Here is an 18,447-nt window from a genome sequence, read left to right as displayed (position 1 = left end):
CAATCTTGCCGGCGGCGGCGCCAGTGATTCGCCTTGTTGTCGCCCTTTTGCCAGACAAGAGTGCAAGGGGGGCGGCACGAGCCATCTTTCCACACGTCAAGCCCATGAATTCATTTGTATTTTAAAGCTTGCCGCACAGTCATTGAACCGCATCTCCACAGTCTCTATGACTGGAACCACCTATCGTCAGAAAAGCGAAGACACTCATGGCAGATGACATCCCGTCCGGCGCAGAAGAATATGGCGCGGAATCCATCAAGGTTCTGAAAGGACTGGATGCGGTGCGCAAGCGCCCGGGCATGTATATCGGTGACACCGACGACGGCTCCGGTCTGCATCACATGGTCTACGAGGTGGTGGACAACGCCATCGACGAAGCGCTGGCCGGTCACGCCAATTTCGTCCAGGTGCGCCTCAACGCCGACGGCTCCTGCTCGGTGCGCGACAATGGCCGCGGCATCCCCACGGACATCCACAAGGAAGAAGGCGTCTCGGCCGCTGAAGTCATCATGACGCAGCTGCATGCCGGCGGCAAATTCGACCAGAACAGCTACAAGGTCTCCGGCGGTCTGCATGGCGTGGGCGTGTCGGTGGTGAACGCCCTGTCGGTGTGGCTGAAGCTGAAGATCTGGCGCAACGGCCTCGTGCACGAGATGAGCTTCACCCATGGTGTCGCCGACGCGCCACTGAAGGTGATCGGCGAGGCGCCCGGCGAGAAGGGCACGGAAGTCACCTTCCACCCGAGCTTCGAGACCTTCAAGGGCATCACCGACTTCGATTTCGCGACGCTGGAACGCCGCCTGCGCGAGCTGGCCTTCCTCAACTCCGGCGTCCGCATCATCCTGGAAGACGCCCGTGGCGTCGAACCACGCGTCGAGGAACTGCACTATGAGGGCGGCCTCGAAGCCTTCGTGCGCTATCTTGACCGCTCCAAGAAGCCGGCCATCTCCAAGCCCATCTATGTGATCACCGAGAGGGACGGCATCACGGTGGAAGCGGCGCTGTGGTGGAACGACAGCTATCACGAGAATGTCCTGTGCTTCACCAACAACATCCCGCAGCGTGACGGCGGCACCCATCTGGCCGGCTTCCGCGCCGCGCTGACGCGCCAGATCACCGGCTATGCCGACGCCTCCGGCATTTCCAAGAAGGAAAAGGTGACGCTGACCGGCGACGACTGCCGCGAGGGCCTCACCTGCGTTCTCTCGGTCAAGGTTCCCGATCCGAAATTCTCCTCGCAGACCAAGGACAAGCTGGTCAGTTCGGAAGTGCGTCCCGTGGTGGAAGGCGCGCTCAACGGCGCCTTCGGCACCTGGTTCGAGGAGCATCCGCAGGAAGCCAAGGTGGTGGTCGGCAAGGTGGTGGAAGCTGCCGCCGCCCGCGAAGCCGCCCGCAAGGCGCGCGAGCTCACCCGCCGCAAGGGCGCGCTCGACATGGCCTCGCTGCCCGGCAAGCTCGCCGAATGCCAGGATCGCGATCCCGCCAACACCGAACTCTTCCTCGTCGAGGGTGACTCGGCCGGTGGCTCCGCCAAGCAGGGTCGCAATCGCGAGTTCCAGGCCGTGCTGCCGCTGCGCGGCAAGATCCTCAACGTGGAGCGCGCGCGCTTCGACAAGATGTTGTCGTCGGCGGAAATCGGCACGCTGATCACCGCGCTCGGCACCTCCATCGGGGCCGACGAGTTCGATGTGGGCAAGCTGCGCTATCACAAGATCATCATCATGACCGACGCCGACGTCGACGGCGCCCATATCCGTACGCTGCTGCTCACCTTCTTCTTCCGGCAGATGCCGCAGCTGATCGAGAACGGTCACATCTACATTGCCCAGCCGCCGCTCTACAAAGTGACCAAGGGCAAGTCGGAACAGTATCTCAAGGACCAGGCGGCTCTTGAGGATTATCTCATCGATCAGGGTCTCGAAGAGGCCGTGCTGCGCCTTGCCACGGGCGAGGAGCGGGCCGGCGTCGACCTGCGCTCGGTTGCCAACCGGGCTCGTTCGATCCGCAGCCTGCTCGATGGCCTGCATCACCGCTATGACCGCTCGGTGGTCGAGCAGGCGGCGATCGCCGGCGCGCTCAACGCCGACATTCTGACCGACCGCACGAAGGCCCACGCGGCCGCCGAATATGTGGCCCGCCGCCTCGACATTCTCGCCGACGATTTCGAGAAGGGCTGGGTGGGCGAAGCCAACGAGGACGGTTCGCTGGTATTCCGCCGCGTGGTGCGCGGCGTCACCGAGACGACCACCATCGACACGGCCCTGCTCTCCTCGGCCGACGCGCGCAAGCTCGATGGCCATGCCCTGCATCTGCAGGAGATCTACGGCAAGCCGGCGGTGCTGCGCCGCAAGGACGTGGAGACGCAGGTGCGCGGTCCGAGCAGCCTGCTCGACGCGGTCTTCGCGGTGGGACGCAAGGGCATCTCCATGCAGCGCTACAAGGGCCTCGGCGAAATGAACGCCGAGCAGCTGTGGGAGACCACGCTCGATCCCAATGCCCGCTCGCTGTTGCAGGTCAAGGTGGCCGAGGCGGTCGAGGCCGACGACATCTTCGAGCGCCTGATGGGCGACGAGGTGGAGCCGCGGCGCGAATTCATCCAGGCCAACGCCCTGTCGGTCGCCAATCTCGACGTCTGACGGGGGCTTTGTCCCCGCCCGCGACATCGGCGACATAAGCGTGACTTTCGACACCGCCTTTTCCGGGGCCGGAGCGACTTGAACGCGACGTTGGCGCCGGCCCTGTCTCATTGCCGTTGGCGGGCTCCTATTGACTGTCAGAACCGATCGAGAGGATACCCATGAAGGTTGCCGGCACGCCCTATCGCAGCATCAGGCCCGACCCGGACAGTGCCGGCGTCTTCGTCATCGACCAGCGCTGGCTGCCGCATGAATTCCGTGTGGTCCGGCTCGGTAGCCTTGATGAGGTGGCGCTCGCCATCACCGACATGTGGATCCGCGGCGCGCCGTTGATCGGGGCTACCGCCGCCTATGGTCTTGCCATCGCCATGGCCTCGGACCCGTCGGATGCGGCGCTGGAGGCGGCCTACAGCCGCCTTGCCCGTACCCGGCCGACGGCGATCAACCTGTTGTGGGCGCTCAATGATTTGCGCCAGCGCCTTCAGCCGCTGGCCCCATCCGCCCGCCGCGACGCCGCCTATGCCCGCGCCGCCGAAATCGCCGACGAGGACGTGGAGATCAACCGCCGCATTGGCGAAAACGGCCTGCCGCTGATCCGCAAGCTCGCCGAAGCCAAGGGTGGCAAGCGCGTCAACATCCTCACCCATTGCAACGCCGGCTGGCTCGCCACCGTCGACTGGGGCACCGCCACCTCGCCGATCTACCAGGCCTTCGACGCCGGCATCGACCTGCATGTATGGGTCGACGAGACGCGGCCGCGCAATCAGGGCGCCTCGTTGACTGCCTGGGAACTCGCCGGCCACGGCGTTCCCCACACCCTGATCGCCGACAATGCCGGCGGTCATCTGATGCAGCAGGGCGAGGTGGACATGGTGATCGTCGGCACCGACCGCGTCACCGCCAATGGCGACGTCGCCAACAAAATCGGTACGTATCTCAAGGCCTTGGCAGCGGCCGACAATGGCGTGCCCTTCCATGTGGCCCTGCCCTCGCCCACCATCGACTGGTCGGTGGAGCGCGGCGCCGACATCCCGATCGAAGAGCGGTCGGGCCGGGAAGTCTCCCATGTCTGGGGTCGGACGGACGACGGCGCCCTGGCCGCCGTGCGCATCTCGCCTGAGGCAACGCCGCTCGGCAATCCAGCCTTCGACGTCACGCCGGCCCGGCTGGTCACCTCGTTCATCACCGAACGCGGCGTCTGTCCGGCGAGCCGGGACGGCCTCAGGTCCTTGTTCGGATAAGGCTTAATCTTCAAGGCGATAGCGGAAGTCGCAGTGGCTCGCCCCGCCCATGATGGTCTGGGTGCGCGTGAGCTTCATGCGGCCGCTATAGCCCTTGCAGAATTCGTCGTCGCGGTTGCAGGACAGCACCGCACCCAGCGCGCCGAGGCCCATGTCGCGATACATTTCGGCATAGCGGCAGCGGGTGACGTTGAAGTCCAGCTGATCGGCCTCGGCCACCTCGACGTCGATGGTCAGGGCGTCATTGGCGGTCCAGAAACGCAGGATGTCCTTGAAATCCTTGAGATCCGGCTCGCGGCCGAGCTCGGCGCGGAAGCGGGCGCCCTGGGCCACGGCAGCCTTGCGCACGGCGCGATCGACCACGTCGACGGCCGTCTCCTCGCCATGGCTTTCCCGGACCGCCTCATAGACCTGACGCAGCAGCTCGGCTTCGATGCGGCGGCGTTCGATGATGGCGTCTGACATGGGCGGCTCTCCGGAACTCTGGGTATGAACCGACAGGAGAACCGATCCGCCCAGCGAGGTCAATGGCGATCAGGCCTCGATGACCTTGATGGCCTTGTTCCAGTCGGCGGGGAGCGGGTGCGGCCGGCTGATCTTGACGTCGTCCATCGTCAAATCCTTGATGGACTTGGCATAAACACCGGGCATCCCGTTGGGATAGGCGGTCAGGCCGACCACCTTGCCATCGGCGCCCCTGACCCAGGCATTGGCTCTGCCGGCCGCATCCGGCGACGGCGCGAGATCGGCCGGCGTCGGCCTCAGATCATAGGTGCGCCCGGTGCCGAGCCGCCCCGGGCGCTGGCGGAGGTCGATGCGGGAGAGGCGAATGGTGCTGATGCCGGCGGGTGCGGCGGCAATGAGATTGATCGCGCCTTCCATGGACCCCGTCACGTCCTCGACCACAAGGTCGGTGATGGCGCCGGCCGGCCGGCTGTCGGGGCGGCGATCGACAATGTTGACCGTCAAGGCTTCGCCCGAGCCCCAGAAGCCGTCGAGAGTCTCGTGGCAGTCCACGGAAATGCGCGAGAAGCGCACCCGGGCGAGCCGTCCGCCGTCGCGGGAGAACAGGCCGAGGGCGCGGTTGCTGTCGCGGATCACGCAATCCTCGAACACGATGTCCTCGATGTCGCCGAAGGTTTCCGTGCCGATCTTCAGGGCACAGCTCTGGCTCGACACGGAAACGCGGCGCACGCGAACGTCGCGCATGGCGCCTATGCCATTGGCAAGCTTGCTGGTTTTCAGCACGATGCCGTCGTCGGCGGTATCAATCCTGGCGTCCTCGATCAGCACGTCCGAGCAGCTGTCGACCACGAAGCCGTCGGTATTGGGCATGCGGCGATCATTGTCGACGACGATGTTGCGCACCGCCACGCCGTTGCAGGCGACCATGTGCCAGGTCCACATGGGCGAGCGGGACACCGTGACATCGGCGATCGCGACGCCGGCACAATCCTCGAACACGGCCACGCGCGGGCGGCGGGCGGCGGGAACGAAGGTGCCCATGGCGGCATCGTCGGCGATGGCAAAGGCCGCCCCGCCAGCCTCGATACGGCCGGCGCCTGAAATGGCGATGTTGCGCGCACCCTTGGCGACAATCATCGCCCGGTCGGAGTCTTCCGCGATCACGCCAACGGTGTTGGCGGCGTAGGCGGCATAGTCGGGAACCGGCGCCAGAACGGCGCCCTCGGCAAGATGAAGGTCAACGCCGTCGGCGAGCCTCAGACCGGCGCAGACATGGCGTCCGGCCTCGAGTTGAAGCCGGCCACCGCCCGCCGCCGACAACCGGTCGATCGCGGTCTGGATCAGGTCGGTCTCGTCACTGCCGGTGGCAGCGATCTGAGCGGCGGCGTTGCGAGCGACTGACATTGAAATTTTTTCCGTGCGGTTGGCTATCTCGCCATTATTTCCGCAGCAGTCAAACTATTCAAATATAAAATTATTTTCGTTTTTAGCGGCAGGCAAGTGAATGGCGCAGAAGGCTGCGATCCATTCAATCGCCGTAAAGAAATGTACATTATCAAAGATGGACAGGGGCCCCGAACGCGGAACCGAAATGGTCGTCAAGAAGCTGAAGATCGTCTTCTATATCCACGCACTTGCAGGGGGCGGTGCGGAGCGCGTCTGGGCGCTGATGGCGACGGCGCTTGCCCAGATGGGGCATGAGGTTCTCTTCGCCGTGGACTACAAGGCGTCCGCCAATATCGGCATGCTCGCCGGCTCCATTCCCGTCATCGAGCTTGGCAGCGGCCATTTCACCGCGATCCTGGCGTTGATGCGCCTCCTGCTCAGGGAGAGACCGGACGTCTCCATTTCCGCGCTGGGGGCCAGCAACATCAAGCATGTGGTGGCTGCCCTGCTGGCCGGACGGCGGCGGCGGGCCATCATTTCCTACCACGGATATGCCGAGAACGAACCCAAGCGCCTGAGCCGCCTCAGCTTTACGCTGGCGCCGCTGCTGACTCGCCTCGCCGGGCGCACCGTTGCCGTCTCCGAGGATCTCACCCGTGAAGTGGTGCGACGCCATGGTGGCCGCGCCGACCGGATCGCGACCATCCTCAATCCGGTCGCCGTGCCGCCGATCGAGGTGAGCGACGCGACGCTTGCAGCCCGCCCGCCGATCGTCCTGGCCGCGTCGCGCCTGACGCCGATGAAGGACCTGCCCTTTCTCGTCCGTGCCTTTGCCCTCCTGAAAACCCCCGATGCCCGCCTTGTCATCCTGGGCGAAGGCGACGAGCGGGCGCAGATCGAAGCGGAAGTCGACCGGGTGGGAATCCGCCCGCGCGTCGAATTTGCCGGCTATCAGGAGAAGCCTTGGCCCTGGTATGCCAGCGCCAAGGTGTTCGCCCTGCCCTCCAGGGTCGAAGCCTTCGGGCTCACCGTGGTGGAAGCGCTGGCGCACGGGTTGCCGGTGGTGGCCACCAATTGCGGTGGCCCGCGCGAAATCCTCGACCGGCCGGGGCTTGGCATCCTGACCGCGCATGGGGACGAGGCCGCCTTCGCTGCGGCGCTGGATGCCTGCCTTGCCGATCCCGGCCAGACGGCCCCACGGATGGCGCGGGCGCTCGACTTTTCAGTGAAGAGCCGGGCGGAGGCCTATCTCGATCTGATGACCGACGTCGCGGAAAATGCCTGAAAACAGGGAAAGACGCGTGTGCGGATCCGAACGGGTTTCGCAGCGGGGCAAGCCTGTGCTATGAGAGCGCCAACAAGAGTGAGGCTCGCTGGCGCGGAGCGGTGATTTCACCCCCTGCCCGGTCGCTTCGTCCCCAGAACGCGCGGCACGGACCGGCTCGACCGGCGCCGCCCATTCAAGGTCATCAGCCCAGTGAACTGGATCAACAACGTCGTCCGCCCGAAAATCCGCTCGCTTTGGTCCGCCAAGCGCGACGTTCCGGAAAATCTGTGGGTCAAGTGCCCCGAAACCGGCGAGATGGTGTTCCATCGCGATCTCGAAGCCAACCAGTGGGTCATCCCCAATTCGGGCTATCACATGCGCATGCCGGCGGAAGCGCGGTTGAAGATGCTGTTCGACGACGGCATCTATGACGCGATCCAGACGCCGTCTGTGCTGCAGGACCCTCTGAAGTTCCGTGACGAGAAGCGCTATGTGGACCGCCTGCGCGATTCCCGCGCCAAGACCGGCCATGATGACGCGGTGATCGTCGGTGCCGGCCGCATCGAGACGCAGCCGCTGGTCGCCGCTGTCCAGGATTTCGACTTCATGGGCGGCTCGCTTGGCATGGCCGCCGGTGAGGCGATCGTGCGCGGCATGGAAGAAGCTGTGAGCCGCAAGGCGCCCTTCGTCATGTTCACCGCCTCTGGCGGCGCACGCATGCAGGAAGGTATCCTGTCGCTGATGCAGATGCCGCGCACCACGGTTGCCGTGGAAATGCTGCGGGCTGCCGGGCTGCCCTATATCGTGGTGCTGACCAACCCGACGCTCGGCGGCGTGACCGCCTCCTATGCCATGCTGGGCGACATCCACATTGCCGAGCCGGGTGCCCTGATCGGCTTTGCCGGACCGCGCGTCATCGAGCAGACCATTCGCGAGAAGCTGCCCGAGGGCTTCCAGCGGGCCGAGTATCTGTTCGATCACGGCATGGTGGACATGGTTGTCCACCGCAAGGAACTTCGCTCGACCATTGCGCGTCTCGTCCGCCTGCTGCTGCCCGCAACGGACGCGCCGTCGCAGGCCGTTGCCCTGCGCTGACCGCAGCGGTCGGCCTCGGAACCACCGGTCGAGGCTGCGCGCCTTCGACCGATGGTATTTGATGCGTCATGTCGATAGGATCCGGCCGCGCTTGCCTCTCCCCCAGAGGCAAGCCTCAAGGACTGACCAGCCGGACACGCCAATCTCGGGGATAGCCTGACACGATGAACGGATCGATCGAGATCATCAACCGCCTGTCGCAACGGTGGCCCAAGGGCTTCGACCTGACGCTCGACCGCATCGGGCGGCTCCTGTCGGCGCTTGGCGACCCGCAGAAGCAGATTGCGCCGGTCATCCATGTGGCCGGAACCAATGGCAAGGGCTCGACGGTCGCCTTTCTGCGCGCCATGCTCGAGGCCTCGGGCTATCGCGTCCACACCGACACGTCGCCGCATCTCGTCCGCTTCAACGAGCGCTTCCGCCTGGCCGACGCACCAGGCCGGTCGAGCTTCGTCTCGGACGAGGCGCTGACCCATGCGCTCGAGCGCACGGAGACGGCCAATGGCGACCAGCCGATCACGCTCTTCGAGCTCCTGACGGCGGCGGGTTTCCTGCTGTTTGCCGAGCAGCCGGCCGATGTGGTGCTCCTCGAAGTGGGGCTGGGAGGTCGGTTCGATTCCACCAATGTGATCGACAACCCGCTGGTATCGGTGATCACATCGATTTCGCTCGATCATCAGGCCTTCCTCGGCGATACGGTCGAGAAGATCGCCTTCGAGAAGGCGGGCATCATCAAGCGCGGTCGGCCCGTGGTGCTCGGCCCCAACCCGGACAGCGTTCGGGCCGTGATCGAGGCGGCGGCGCAGCGTACGCGCGCCGGCACGCTGCACATCGGCGGGCAGGACTGGACGAGTTTCGAGGAGAATGGCCGGCTGGTGTTTCAGGACGGCGATGGCCTCATCGACCTGCCGCGACCGCGGTTGCCGGGCAGCCACCAGATCGCCAATGCCGGCACGGCGATCGCCGCCTTGCGCGCCTGTGGTCTTGCGGTTGCCCCGGCCGCCATCGAACGGGGCATGGAATCGGTGGAATGGCCGGCGCGCCTGCAGCGGCTGACCCAGGGCATCATCCACGCAATGGCGCCGGAAGGCTCGGAAATCTGGCTGGATGGCGGGCATAACCCCGACGCCGGCAAGGTGATCGCCTCGGCCATGGCCGATCTTGAGGAACGCGTCGCCCGGCCGCTGGTGTTGATCAGTGGCATGCTCACCAGCAAGGATCCTGAAGGCTTCTTCGAGGCCTTCGGCGGTCTGGCCCGGCGGGTCTATGCGGTGCCGATCCGCAACTCCGACGCCGCCTGGCCGGCGCAGACGCTGGCGGGAGCTGCGAAGGGCGCAGGCCTCGCGGCCATGGCCTGCGACAGCGTCGGCGAAGCGCTCGGCCATCTGCGCCAGACCTGGAGCGGGCCGATCGCGCCGCGCATCCTGATCTGCGGCTCACTTTATCTCGCCGGCGAAGTGCTGGCGGAGAACGGTACGCCGCCGACCTGACGGCGGGCAAGGACCTGGCGCGGATCGCTTACCGATCCGGCGCAGGGCCAGGAAGATCAGAACTTCTCGTCCGGATAGACGCCCCAGAGCTGCTGCTGGTGGATCCAGCCTGAGAAGCCGTCGCCCGACAGCTGGCACCAGGAGCCGTCGCACTTGTTGACGCGGCCCTGCACGCCCGGTTCGAGATGGGCGGTAACGCGGCTGCCGTCATCGGCGCTCGAATGGATGTCGATGGGCGTCTTCTTGGTATCCCACGGTGCCACCAGCGCCGTGCGCGTGCCGGAGAGCAGGCTGTGAAACACCCAGCCTTCCGCCCCTTCCACGTCGCGGATGCGGCGCCAGTTCTCGAACTCCTGGGTGATTTCAACGGGCATGCCGGAGCGCACATAGCGCCAGACGACGGCCTGATCGCGGCTCGGCCCCTGACGAACGTTGACCGAATCCGACTTCAGGCTGACGAAGCGCGGAATGGGCTGGCCGCTCGGGCCGAGCTTCACGTCCTGGGCGAAGGCGCCGCCGGCCAGTCCCATGAGAAGGCAGAGCCCTGCCGCCCGATACGCATACTTGGCCTTCCGCATGGTCTGCGACTTTCCTCTTGCCCGGCCGCGCCGGAACCACTCGTCTTTTTGCTCTGTTGTGTTTGACCCTCGCTCTGCTACCACCACCTCGAAGGCGAGGCGCTGGAACGACGGTCCGTTTCCCCCTTGTCATCCAAGGCGCCAGCTTCGTCAACAGTCGGACGCGTCCGGGCTGCGACGCAGTGTACCGCAATGCCGCCCTCTGGTGGATTGACGGCACCTTCGGCTTGGCGAAGACTGTTGCGAGCGGAAGGCACCGCAAGACAAGAAAGGCGAGGAAACATGGCCCGCAAGAAGCCGCTGGTGGTGGTGACCCGCAAATTGCCCGAAGCCGTCGAAACGCGCATGCGCGAGCTGTTCGACGCTCGTCTCAGCGCTGAAGACCAGCCGATGACGCAGGCCGAGCTGGTGGAGGCCGTGCGCCACGCCGATGTGCTGGTGCCCACGGTCACCGATCGAATCGATACCGCCGTGCTGTCGCAGGCCGGGCCCAATCTCAAGCTGATCGCCAACTTCGGCAATGGCGTCGACAATATCGACGTGGACACGGCGACGCAGCGCGGCATCACCGTGACCAACACGCCGGGCGTCCTGACCGAGGACACCGCCGACATGACCATGGCACTGATCCTCGCCGTGCCGCGGCGCGTGGCCGAGGGCATCAAGGTGATCGAGGGAGACGCCTGGCGCGGCTGGTCGCCGACCTGGATGCTCGGCCACCGGATCAGCGGCAAGCGGCTCGGCATCATCGGCATGGGCCGGATTGGCCAGGCGGTTGCGCGGCGCGCCCGCGCCTTCGGCATGTCGATCCACTATCACAATCGCAAGCGCCTGTCGGCGGAGCTGGAAGAGCATCTGGACGCCACCTATTGGGAAAGTCTCGACCAGATGCTGGCGCGCATGGACGTGGTGTCGATCCATTGTCCGCATACGCCGGGCACCTATCATCTCCTGTCGGCCCGCCGACTCAAGCTGATGAAGAAGGACGCCTATCTGGTCAACACGGCGCGCGGCGAGATCGTCGACGAGAACGCGCTGACGCGCATGCTGCTGGCCGGCGAACTGGGCGGGGCCGGGCTCGACGTGTTCGAGCACGAGCCGGCGGTCAATCCCAAGCTCGTCAAATGCGATCGGGTGCTGCTGCTGCCCCACATGGGCTCGGCGACCGTCGAGGGGCGCATCGACATGGGCGAGAAGGTGATCGTCAACATCAAGACCTTCATGGACGGTCACCGTCCGCCGGACCGGGTGCTGCCGAGCATGCTCTGAGGGGTCGCGCCTTATTTCTTGCGCGGGGTCAACAGGACGAGAATCTCGCCGATGGTCTTGGCGTCCAGATCGCGGATGCGCTGGCTGAGGATGTTGGCCAGCTCGGTGGCGGCCGGATCGAGACCCTCGGTATCGATCACGATGCGCGGATGCGACAGGTCGGCCAGACGTTCAAGCTCCTCAGCCTCATCCCAGATGATGTTGAGGCAGCCGATGATGCGCTGGAGCAGCATCCAGGTCGGACGACCGCGGCGGCCGTGTTCCAGCGCCGACAGATAAGCCGGCGACACGCCGATGTCCGCTGCCATAGCCTTCATGGTCATGCCGCGCTGGTCGCGCAATTGGCGCAGGCGGGCACCGAAGGGGGTCATGGCGCCTTCCTCTTGCGGATGCGCACATAGAGCGCCCCGCCACCGCCATGTACCAGATGCGCATCCTCGAAACCGAGCACGAAACGGCGGAATTCCGGCAGGCTCAGCCACAGCGGCACGACGCGCCGCAGCACGCCACGTTCGGGCTCGTGCAACTCGGCAAAGCCGCTGCCTCCCATGCCCTTGCCGGTGATCACCAGCACCAGGCTCCAGCTCATGGCCTGGGCGTGGCCGAGAAAGCCGGCGAGACGGGCATGCGCTTCGTCCTGACGATAGCCGTGCAGATCGAGCCGACCGTCGATGTCGCGGCGGCCCCGCACCACCTGCTGCCGGTCCCGGCGTCCGAGCGGATGCAGGACGGGAACGGCCGGCTTCGGCGGCGGACCGGGCGGCGTATAGGGGGCAAGCGCCACCGGGCGCCGGGCTGCTGGCTTCTCCGGTTTGGCGGGGGTGACCTCGGGCGCCGGCGCTTCCATCGGCACATGGGTGCGCAGCGGCACGACGGTCCGCTTCACGGCACCCCACAGCGCCTCTTCTTCCTCATTGAGGTGTCGGCCGCGCCGCCGGCTCACGACTTCGGCTCCCGCGGCACCAGTTGCGTGAAGCGGGCCGGATGGCGCACGCGCGCCGCCAGATGCCAGGCGGCCTCACCGGTACCGAAGAAGATGTCGCCGCGGGCCGGACCGAGGATGGCCGAGCCGGTGTCCTGGGCAATCATCAGGCGGCGGAAGGCGCCGACCGGCGCGTCGATGTCGGCTTCGACGAAGATGGGCACATGGAAGGTGACGAGATGACGGTCCACCGCCAGCGAGCGGCCGGGCGACAGCGGCACGTCGGCCGCGGCGATGGGGCCGAGGGCCGGATCGGGTACCAGCGCCTCGCGAAAGAAGATGAAGGAGCGGTTGCGGCCGATCACGGCGCGGGCTTCGTCGGGCGAGAGGCCGAGAAGCCAGGCTTTCATCACGTCCGCCGTCGCCTCTGCCGGCTTGCATAGGCCGCGCTCGACCATGACGCGCGCCACCGGGAAATAGGGATGGCCGGACTTGGCGGTGAAGGTCAGCCGGCGCACGCCACCGCCCGACACGCGGATGCGGGCCGAGCCCTGGACGTGAATGAACAGCGCCTCGACCCAATTGGCCACATAGGCGAGCACCGGCACGCTGCCGGCGATGGCGCCGTCCATGATGGCCCCACGGTCGGGATACTCAGCGATCCCGCCGTCCGGAAGGCGGCGTGCCCAGGTCAGCACCGGATCGAGCCCTGACCGGTCGTCGTCCGGGCCGAGTTCCACAAGATCGGCCGGCCGACCGTAGAGCGGCACCGGGAAGGCCGCGCTCGCCTCAAGGGCGCCGTCTACCTCGGGTTCGAAATAGGCGGTGACGAAGCCGGAGCCTTCGGCCGGAATGACGCGGTGCGGCTGAAAATGCGTCTCGAAGAAGACGCGCGCGTCTGCCGCCGTCAGGGTCTCGCCCGCCAGGAGAGCAGCTTTCGCCGCCGCCACGAGATGGGTGCCCTCGGGGCCGAGAGGCTTCGTCTTCGGAGGCTTGTCGACGATGCGCGCCGCCGACAGGCGGAATGCAGCAAAGGCGGCTCGATGATCATCGGCCGCCCACCCTTCAAGATCGGCAAAGTCTACGGGCACCAGTTCGGCAATGGCTGGCTCGGACACGATCGCTCAGCTTTCCCCTTCCGTGGCGACGAGCTTCCAGTTGGGATCGGCGCTGCGGACTTCGCGCGCAAAGGTCCACAGATCGTTGACCGTGGACACTTTCAAGGGATCGCCATCAACGACGGAGCCGTCGGCGGCCTTGGTCACGGAAATCAGCTGCGAGGAGAAGCGGACAGCCACCTGAACCGTGCCGCCGGTGACGGATGCTTCGGTGATGTCGGCCTTGTCGACGCCGACAAAGGTGAAGTCCATGGTCTCGCGCCGGCGTTCGCGTTCGCCGATGGCGCCGGAAAAACCGTCGAAGACTTCGCGGGAAAGAAGATTGCGCAGCGCCTCGCGGTCGCCGGAGGCAAAGGCCGTGACGATCATCTCATAGGCAGCGCGCGCGCCGGTCAGGAAGCTGTCCACGTCGAAGCTGCGATCGGCAGCCATGACGCTGCGCAGCGCCGCGTTGAGCGCGGTGCCGGCCGGAGCGACCTGTTCGAGGCGCTCATCGGTCTGCACGCCCGCCGGATCACTGCGGCCCGTCCGCGAGGGCAGGGTGATGACGTTGTCGCCGGGTTCGGGGGCCGGTTGCGGCGCCTTGGTGACGAAGGGATCCACAGGAGGCTTTTCACGCCCCGTGCGCGTGCCGAGCACGCTGCGCAGCCGCCAGAAAATGACGATGGCAACCACCAGGAAGATCAGGCTGGTAAAATCCATGAAGCTATTCATCCGCGCGATATCCCGGTTCAAATGCCGAAACCTGATGCTTGCACCACCCTGCCGACCGCAGGCCTCCAACCGGATGCCCGACGGCGCCTTGCGCCGATGACGGGCGTGGCTTGCGCAGGCTGGCAGCGAAGATCAGGGTTCGTTCCTAACCCAATTCCATCCCCTATGTAAGGGCAAGAGGAAGCGCTTGAAAGATGCTGTCGTGAATTGATGTTACCGATACTGCCCCGCCCCGGATGCGGCTGGCGGGGAAGAGCCCCCGCGCGCCGAAAGGCTCGAAAAGGGTGCAATGCCCTGGCAAAGGCCTACACTTACTTGAATATGTCCGTGCCGGGACTATCTTGCCATCGGACGGTGTTGCGGCGCGTGCGTCAAGGCATGGCACCTGCAGCCTCCGGTCCATGGCCGTCGGCCTCGAAAGGAAATCACATGCGTGCCTGGCGGTTCCTGCCTCTCCTCCTGATCCTCTGGCCGCTTGCCGAAATCGCGGTCTTCGCCTGGGTCGGCGGCAAGGTTGGCGTCATCAACACCATCGGTCTCGTGTTGTTGGCCGGCTTTGGCGGCCTTGCGCTCCTTCGCCTGCAGGGGCTCAGCCTGATGCGGCGCATCCAGACCGAGCTCAATGCGGGGCGCATGCCCGCCGACAGCATGCTCGAGGGCTTCGCCGTGGCGCTCGCCGGCTTGCTCCTGATCCTGCCCGGCTTCATCAGCGACATCATGGCCTTGCTGCTGCTGTTCTCGCCCCTGCGCAAGTTGCTGATCCGTCTGGCGCTCGGCGGCATGACGCTGACCACCACCGGCCATTCGGCCACCTGGACGACGCGGAAGAGCGAGCCCGGCGTGGTCGATCTCGACGCCGACGAGTATACCGAGCGCGGCCAGAGCGGACCGCAGGACCCGAACTCTCCGTGGACCTCGCTGCCCAAGGGCGGAGCCGAAGAAAACAAGGGCTCGTAGAGCGACAGGCTTGAACTTGCTGGGCAAGCCTGTTAGCGCTGCTGCCGGTCCGATTGCGGGAAACCGCCAATTTAACGCTTTCATTTGCCTGAGAAATGCGTCGTGCAAGAGGGTCCTGGCCGGACGTCTCGAGCGCCGACCGGAGGAGTAGCACATGAGTTCCGTAGAGCCCGAAAACGAAGGCGCCCAGCTGCAGCCGGCGATCAGCGTCATCGCCCAGTATGTCAAGGATCTGTCCTTCGAGAACCCCAAGGCGCCCGAAAGCCTGCGCCCGCGCGAGAGCGGTCCGCAGATCGCCGTTGGCGTCAACGTCAGCTCGCGTCAGCGCTCCGGTTCGGAGTTCGAGGTGGATCTGCGCATCGACGTCAGCGCCAAGTCGGGCGATGACGTGGTGTTCAACATCGAGCTGCTCTACGGCGGCCTGTTCACGGTGCAGAACGTGCCGCAGCAGCACCTGCATCCCTTCGTCAACATCGAATGCCCGCGCCTGCTCTTCCCCTTCGCCCGCCAGGTGGTGGCCGATGCGGCGCTGCGCGGCGGCTTCCCGCCGCTGATGATCGATCCCATCGATTTCGTGCAGCTCTATCAGCAGTATATGGTGCGCCTGCAGCAGGCCCAGCAGCAGCAGAGCCAGCCGAACTGATCGGCTTGGCGAGGCTGATACCTTGAAATGCAAACGGCCGCCGGATGATGTCCGGCGGCCGTTTTTGCTTGTTCGGGAAAAGCGCGTCCGTCAGGCCGCCAGATCGGCAACCACCGCATCCAGCACGAAGGCGCCGGAGGGGGTGGTGCGGATGCGGCCGCTGGGCAGCACTTCGATCATGCCGTGGTGCAGAAGGTCGGCGATGCGCTTTTCATCAAAGCGGCGGCCGGCAATGGCCTGATAGCGGGCAATGTCGATGCCCTCGGTAAGGCGCAGGCCCATCAGCAGCATTTCGTCGCCGGCGGTCTCGCCGAAGATGGATTCCACCTCGATCACCGCATTGCCGTTTTCCACCGCCCGGGCCGCCCAGGTCTCCGGATTGCGCTCGGTGACGGTGGCCAGCCGCTCGCCCTTCGGGCCGAGCACGATGCGCCCATGGGCGCCGGCACCGACACCGATATACTCGCCATAGCGCCAATAGAGGAGGTTATGCTGGCTCTCGGCGCCCGGCGCGGCGTGATTGGAGATCTCGTAGGCCGGCAGGCCGGCTGCCGCGGTGATCTCCTGCGTCGCCTCATAGAGCGCGGCCGCCTCGTCGGCGTCGGGCACGATCAGCTTGCCGGCCTCGTGCAGGCGGGCGAAGGCGGTGTCCGGCTCGATGGTCAGCTGGTAGAGCGACAGATGATCGGCGGCATAGCCGATGGCCTGCCGGAGTTCGGCGCTCCACGCCTCGACGCTCTGCCCGGGACGGGCGTAGATGAGGTCGAAGGACAGGCGCGGGAAGGTGTCGCGGGCCAGTTTCACCGCACCCAGCGCCTGATCGACGTCGTGCAGCCGGCCGAGGAACTTGAGGTCGGGATCGTTGAGTGCCTGCACGCCAAGCGACACGCGGTTGACGCCGGCGTCGCGATAGCCGCGAAAGCGCGACGCTTCCACGGAAGAGGGATTGGCTTCGAGCGTGATCTCGGCGTCATCAGCCACCGCCCAGTGACCGGCAATGGCCTCCAGCACCGCACCGACCGTGCCCGGCGCCATCAGCGACGGCGTGCCGCCGCCGAAGAACACCGAAGTGACGGTGCGGCCCGGCGTCAGGCGGGCATTGGCGGCCAGCTCCTTGCGGATGGCAGCAAGGAAAGCCGCCTCATCGACGCCGCCGTGGCGCACGTGGCTGTTGAAGTCGCAATAGGGGCATTTCTGCGCACAGAAGGGCCAATGGACATAGACGCCGAAACCGATGTCCGGCGTGCCTGTCGGGCGCGGTTCGATGCGGGCCAGAAGGTCGTCCCCGCGTGCGATCATGGGCGAATACCCACGGGGAAGGCGCCCTCGACCAGGGCCTTGACCGAACGGGCCCGGTGCGACAGCGGCCCCGGAGCCTGCCAGATCGAGCCGTGCTTTTCCTCGGCTGTCATCTCGCCGAAGGTGCGGTCCTCGCCGTCGGGCACGAACACCGGATCATAGCCATAGGCGATCGGACCCGAGCGCGGCGGCCAGACCAGCGTGCCCTGCCGTTCGCCGAGATATTCCTGGGTGTGGCCGTCGGGCCAGGCGAGGCAGAGCAGCGAGACGAACCTGGCCTGCCGCTGCTCGGGCTTTGAGGCGCCAACCTTGAACAGCTCTTCCTCGACGAGGCGCATGGCCATGGACCAATCGCGGTTCGGACCGGCCCAGTCGGCGGTGTAGACACCGGGGCGACCGTCGAGTGCGTCGACGCAAAGCCCGGAATCGTCCGACAGCGCCACTTCGCCCGAGGCGCGGGCCGCGGCCAGCGCCTTGATGCGGGCGTTCTCGACGAAGGTGGTGCCGTCTTCCACCGGTTCGGGCAGGCCGAGTTCGCCGGCCGTCACCAGTTCGATCGCAAGGCCGCCGAGCAGGAAATGCATCTCGCGGATCTTGCCCTTGTTGTGGCTGGCGATGATCAGGCGCTTGCCGTCGATGCGACGCTGTTCGGTCATGCTCACCCCGCGATGGTCTTCTTCTGCAGTTCAATGAGCTGCGCAATGCCGCCCTTGGCGAGCGTCATCAGCTGGGCAAGTTCGTCTTCCGAAAAGGGCTTGCCTTCAGCCGTACCCTGGATCTCGACGATGCCGCCAGTGCCGGTCATGACGAAATTGGCGTCGGTCTCGGCGGAGGAATCCTCGGGGTAGTCGAGGTCGAGCACCGGCGTGCCCTCGTAGATGCCGCAGGAGATGGCGGCCACCTGATCGCGCAGCACCTTGGCGCCGGCGGGGATCAGGTTGCGCTTGCGCATCCACTCGATGGCATCATAAAGCGCAACGTAAGCGCCGGTGATCGAGGCGGTGCGGGTGCCGCCATCGGCCTGGATCACGTCGCAGTCGATGGTGATCTGCCGCTCGCCGAGCGCGATCAGGTCGACGACGGCGCGCATGGAGCGGCCGATGAGACGCTGGATTTCCTGGGTGCGACCCGACTGCTTGCCGGCCGCCGCTTCGCGCTTCATGCGCTCGCCGGTGGCGCGCGGCAGCATGCCATATTCGGCGGTGACCCAGCCCTTGCCACCGCCACGCAGCCACGGCGGCACCTTTTCGTCCACCGACGCGGTCACCAGCACATGGGTCTCGCCGAACTTGACGAGGCAGGAGCCTTCCGCATGGCGCGACACGCCGCGTTCGAGGGACACGGGGCGCAATTCATTTGGCGCTCTA

Annotated in this window: 18 protein-coding genes; 8 read left to right on the top strand and 10 right to left on the bottom strand. The window is 66.0% G+C overall.

Annotation, left to right across the window (positions count from 1 at the left end):
• Nucleotides 1-206: 206 nt before the first annotated feature.
• Nucleotides 207-2,636 carry a DNA topoisomerase (ATP-hydrolyzing) subunit B gene (gene gyrB, locus L2I41_RS19450; protein ID WP_237155248.1) on the top strand — a complete coding sequence of 810 codons (2,430 nt, stop codon included), beginning with the start codon at nucleotides 207-209 and terminating at the stop codon, nucleotides 2,634-2,636.
• A 161-nt stretch (nucleotides 2,637-2,797) separates the two neighbouring features.
• Nucleotides 2,798-3,877, top strand: coding sequence for an S-methyl-5-thioribose-1-phosphate isomerase (gene mtnA / locus L2I41_RS19445; protein ID WP_237155247.1), 1,080 nt, complete (start codon nucleotides 2,798-2,800; stop codon nucleotides 3,875-3,877).
• Nucleotides 3,878-3,880: 3 nt separating this feature from the next.
• Here the strand turns inward: mtnA and L2I41_RS19440 are convergent, their stop codons facing one another.
• Together L2I41_RS19440 and pglB are read right to left on the bottom strand one after the other, a co-directional pair.
• Complete coding sequence (locus L2I41_RS19440; protein WP_237155246.1) at nucleotides 3,881-4,342, bottom strand: L-2-amino-thiazoline-4-carboxylic acid hydrolase; 462 nt, start codon at nucleotides 4,340-4,342, stop codon at nucleotides 3,881-3,883.
• A 69-nt stretch (nucleotides 4,343-4,411) separates the two neighbouring features.
• The gene (pglB, locus tag L2I41_RS19435) at nucleotides 4,412-5,746 is read right to left on the bottom strand and encodes a polygalacturonase PglB (RefSeq protein WP_237155245.1); all 1,335 of its coding nucleotides are present in this window, start codon (nucleotides 5,744-5,746) and stop codon (nucleotides 4,412-4,414) included.
• 187 nt (nucleotides 5,747-5,933) lie between these two features.
• Between pglB and L2I41_RS19430 the strand changes: the two genes are divergently transcribed.
• From L2I41_RS19430 to L2I41_RS19420, 3 genes are all read left to right on the top strand, one after another.
• A complete protein-coding gene (locus L2I41_RS19430; protein WP_237155244.1) occupies nucleotides 5,934-7,013 on the top strand; it encodes a glycosyltransferase in 1,080 nt (359 codons plus the stop codon).
• Nucleotides 7,014-7,205: 192 nt separating this feature from the next.
• Nucleotides 7,206-8,090 carry an acetyl-CoA carboxylase, carboxyltransferase subunit beta gene (gene accD / locus L2I41_RS19425; RefSeq protein ID WP_237155243.1) on the top strand — a complete coding sequence of 295 codons (885 nt, stop codon included), beginning with the start codon at nucleotides 7,206-7,208 and terminating at the stop codon, nucleotides 8,088-8,090.
• Nucleotides 8,091-8,254: 164 nt separating this feature from the next.
• Nucleotides 8,255-9,580 carry a bifunctional folylpolyglutamate synthase/dihydrofolate synthase gene (locus tag L2I41_RS19420; protein WP_237155242.1) on the top strand — a complete coding sequence of 442 codons (1,326 nt, stop codon included), beginning with the start codon at nucleotides 8,255-8,257 and terminating at the stop codon, nucleotides 9,578-9,580.
• A 56-nt stretch (nucleotides 9,581-9,636) separates the two neighbouring features.
• Here L2I41_RS19420 and L2I41_RS19415 read toward each other — a convergent pair whose 3' ends face one another.
• A complete protein-coding gene (locus L2I41_RS19415) occupies nucleotides 9,637-10,158 on the bottom strand; it encodes an SH3 domain-containing protein (protein ID WP_237155241.1) in 522 nt (173 codons plus the stop codon).
• A 282-nt stretch (nucleotides 10,159-10,440) separates the two neighbouring features.
• Here L2I41_RS19415 and L2I41_RS19410 point away from each other — a divergent pair, with 282 nt between their 5' ends.
• Nucleotides 10,441-11,427 (top strand): 2-hydroxyacid dehydrogenase, encoded by a 987-nt coding sequence (locus L2I41_RS19410; protein WP_237155240.1) that lies wholly within the window; start codon nucleotides 10,441-10,443, stop codon nucleotides 11,425-11,427.
• Between the two features lie 11 nt (nucleotides 11,428-11,438).
• On the opposite strand, the gene L2I41_RS19405 is transcribed toward L2I41_RS19410, so the two are convergent.
• From L2I41_RS19405 to L2I41_RS19390, 4 genes are read right to left on the bottom strand one after another with little or no spacing between them, the layout of a single operon-like run.
• Nucleotides 11,439-11,798, bottom strand: a complete 360-nt coding sequence (locus L2I41_RS19405; RefSeq protein WP_237155239.1) for a helix-turn-helix domain-containing protein — start codon at nucleotides 11,796-11,798, stop codon at nucleotides 11,439-11,441.
• Complete coding sequence (locus L2I41_RS19400; RefSeq protein WP_237155238.1) at nucleotides 11,795-12,370, bottom strand: Smr/MutS family protein; 576 nt, start codon at nucleotides 12,368-12,370, stop codon at nucleotides 11,795-11,797. The genes L2I41_RS19405 and L2I41_RS19400 overlap by 4 nt, the downstream gene beginning before the upstream one ends.
• Nucleotides 12,367-13,467 carry a murein transglycosylase A gene (mltA, locus tag L2I41_RS19395; RefSeq protein WP_237155237.1) on the bottom strand — a complete coding sequence of 367 codons (1,101 nt, stop codon included), beginning with the start codon at nucleotides 13,465-13,467 and terminating at the stop codon, nucleotides 12,367-12,369. Before mltA ends, L2I41_RS19400 begins: the two co-directional genes overlap by 4 nt.
• Nucleotides 13,468-13,473: 6 nt before the next feature.
• Entirely contained in the window at nucleotides 13,474-14,169 is a 696-nt protein-coding gene (locus tag L2I41_RS19390; protein ID WP_237155236.1) for a Tim44/TimA family putative adaptor protein, read from the bottom strand.
• A 441-nt stretch (nucleotides 14,170-14,610) separates the two neighbouring features.
• On the opposite strand from L2I41_RS19390, the gene L2I41_RS19385 reads away from it, so the two are divergent.
• Together L2I41_RS19385 and secB are read left to right on the top strand one after the other, a co-directional pair.
• The gene (locus tag L2I41_RS19385) at nucleotides 14,611-15,138 is read left to right on the top strand and encodes an FxsA family protein (RefSeq protein WP_237155235.1); all 528 of its coding nucleotides are present in this window, start codon (nucleotides 14,611-14,613) and stop codon (nucleotides 15,136-15,138) included.
• A gap of 154 nt (nucleotides 15,139-15,292) precedes the next feature.
• Nucleotides 15,293-15,781: a protein-export chaperone SecB gene (gene secB / locus L2I41_RS19380; RefSeq protein WP_237155234.1), complete on the top strand. Its 489-nt coding sequence runs from the start codon at nucleotides 15,293-15,295 to the stop codon at nucleotides 15,779-15,781.
• 90 nt (nucleotides 15,782-15,871) lie between these two features.
• On the opposite strand, the gene hemW is transcribed toward secB, so the two are convergent.
• From hemW to rph, 3 genes are all read right to left on the bottom strand, one after another.
• Nucleotides 15,872-17,080, bottom strand: coding sequence for a radical SAM family heme chaperone HemW (gene hemW, locus L2I41_RS19375; RefSeq protein WP_237155233.1), 1,209 nt, complete (start codon nucleotides 17,078-17,080; stop codon nucleotides 15,872-15,874).
• Entirely contained in the window at nucleotides 17,077-17,736 is a 660-nt protein-coding gene (locus tag L2I41_RS19370; protein WP_237155232.1) for a non-canonical purine NTP pyrophosphatase, read from the bottom strand. The genes hemW and L2I41_RS19370 overlap by 4 nt, the downstream gene beginning before the upstream one ends.
• Nucleotides 17,737-17,738: 2 nt before the next feature.
• The coding region (gene rph / locus L2I41_RS19365) for a ribonuclease PH (protein ID WP_390634502.1) at nucleotides 17,739-18,447 on the bottom strand (709 nt) is incomplete at its 5' end.

The sequence above is a fragment of the Oryzibacter oryziterrae genome, assembly GCF_021864535.1.
GTDB classification, from domain to species: Bacteria; Pseudomonadota; Alphaproteobacteria; order Rhizobiales; family Pleomorphomonadaceae; genus Pleomorphomonas; species Pleomorphomonas oryziterrae.
Note: the sequence above shows the minus strand (reverse complement) of the source record. Positions and strands in the feature narration are given on the sequence as shown.

Excerpts from the sequence above, each read along its gene's own strand:
- pglB (WP_237155245.1), bottom strand. The coding sequence starts at position 5,746 with ATGTCAGTCGCTCGCAACGCCGCCGCTCAGATCGCTGCCACCGGCAGT.
- L2I41_RS19390 (WP_237155236.1), bottom strand. The coding sequence starts at position 14,169 with ATGGATTTTACCAGCCTGATCTTCCTGGTGGTTGCCATCGTCATTTTC.
- L2I41_RS19440 (WP_237155246.1), bottom strand. The coding sequence starts at position 4,342 with ATGTCAGACGCCATCATCGAACGCCGCCGCATCGAAGCCGAGCTGCTG.
- L2I41_RS19405 (WP_237155239.1), bottom strand. The coding sequence starts at position 11,798 with ATGACCCCCTTCGGTGCCCGCCTGCGCCAATTGCGCGACCAGCGCGGC.
- secB (WP_237155234.1), top strand. The coding sequence starts at position 15,293 with ATGAGTTCCGTAGAGCCCGAAAACGAAGGCGCCCAGCTGCAGCCGGCG.
- L2I41_RS19430 (WP_237155244.1), top strand. The coding sequence starts at position 5,934 with ATGGTCGTCAAGAAGCTGAAGATCGTCTTCTATATCCACGCACTTGCA.
- mtnA (WP_237155247.1), top strand. The coding sequence starts at position 2,798 with ATGAAGGTTGCCGGCACGCCCTATCGCAGCATCAGGCCCGACCCGGAC.
- L2I41_RS19385 (WP_237155235.1), top strand. The coding sequence starts at position 14,611 with ATGCGTGCCTGGCGGTTCCTGCCTCTCCTCCTGATCCTCTGGCCGCTT.
- gyrB (WP_237155248.1), top strand. The coding sequence starts at position 207 with ATGGCAGATGACATCCCGTCCGGCGCAGAAGAATATGGCGCGGAATCC.
- L2I41_RS19410 (WP_237155240.1), top strand. The coding sequence starts at position 10,441 with ATGGCCCGCAAGAAGCCGCTGGTGGTGGTGACCCGCAAATTGCCCGAA.
- L2I41_RS19420 (WP_237155242.1), top strand. The coding sequence starts at position 8,255 with ATGAACGGATCGATCGAGATCATCAACCGCCTGTCGCAACGGTGGCCC.
- L2I41_RS19415 (WP_237155241.1), bottom strand. The coding sequence starts at position 10,158 with ATGCGGAAGGCCAAGTATGCGTATCGGGCGGCAGGGCTCTGCCTTCTC.
- hemW (WP_237155233.1), bottom strand. The coding sequence starts at position 17,080 with ATGATCGCACGCGGGGACGACCTTCTGGCCCGCATCGAACCGCGCCCG.
- L2I41_RS19370 (WP_237155232.1), bottom strand. The coding sequence starts at position 17,736 with ATGACCGAACAGCGTCGCATCGACGGCAAGCGCCTGATCATCGCCAGC.